The sequence below is a fragment of the Arsenicibacter rosenii genome (assembly GCF_001870735.1).
GTDB lineage: Bacteria > Bacteroidota > Bacteroidia > Cytophagales > Spirosomataceae > Arsenicibacter > Arsenicibacter rosenii.
Genome location: NZ_MORL01000214.1, coordinates 1 through 736 on the forward strand (window position 1 = coordinate 1; position 736 = coordinate 736).

General features: G+C 45.9%; 1 protein-coding gene and 1 pseudogene. Both read left to right on the forward strand.

Annotation, left to right across the window (positions count from 1 at the left end):
• Positions 1–420: ATP-binding cassette domain-containing protein (locus BLX24_RS30900; RefSeq protein WP_143092965.1), on the forward strand; the 420-nt coding region annotated here is incomplete at its 5' end.
• A 14-nt stretch (positions 421–434) separates the two neighbouring features.
• Positions 435–736 (forward strand): annotated as a pseudogene (locus BLX24_RS30905) (NHLP bacteriocin export ABC transporter permease/ATPase subunit); the annotation flags it as partial.

Genomic DNA, 736 nt, shown 5'->3' on the forward strand with positions numbered 1-736 from the left:
AGTTTCTGGGATTCATCCATTTCTGAAAAACACATTATTCAATCAGCCCGCGACGCGGCCATTCACGACATTATTTCTGTTCGGAAAGATGGCTACGACAGTGCCGTTTCGGAAGGCGGAGCCAACTTTAGCGGTGGTCAGCGGCAACGTCTCGAAATTGCCAGGGCGTTGGCCACGAACCCCTCAATCCTGATTATGGATGAAGCCACCAGCGCGTTAGACCCGACGGCAGAAAAAACGGTGATGGACAATATTAAAAAGCGGGGTTGCACCTGCCTGATTGTTGCACACCGGCTCAGCACCATTATCGACTGCGATGAAATCATTGTCATGGAATATGGTAAAGTAGTAGAGCGGGGTACCCACCAGGAGCTGATGAAGAAAAACGGAGTATATGCTCACCTGATCGAAACGAAATAAACGATACTACGTCTATGTCAGCGATAAAAGAAAAACTATTTATCTGTGCCGAAAAGCCGATGGTTCTGGATCGCACAGACCGGTTCTGGATGGTATTATCCGGCGAAATCAACGTTTTCTATACCAGAATTGATCAACAGGGAAACTATACAAACAGACTTAAATTTTTATATACGGCGAAAAAAGGGGAAGTGTTGTTTAGCCTGTTAGCCCCGGAAGTCACCCATAATACCCGACTTGTTGCTTTTTCCGGCGAAGCCACATTACTGGCAATTGATAAAGCCGATCTGCTGAATGTCGATCATTTCTTTTTGAA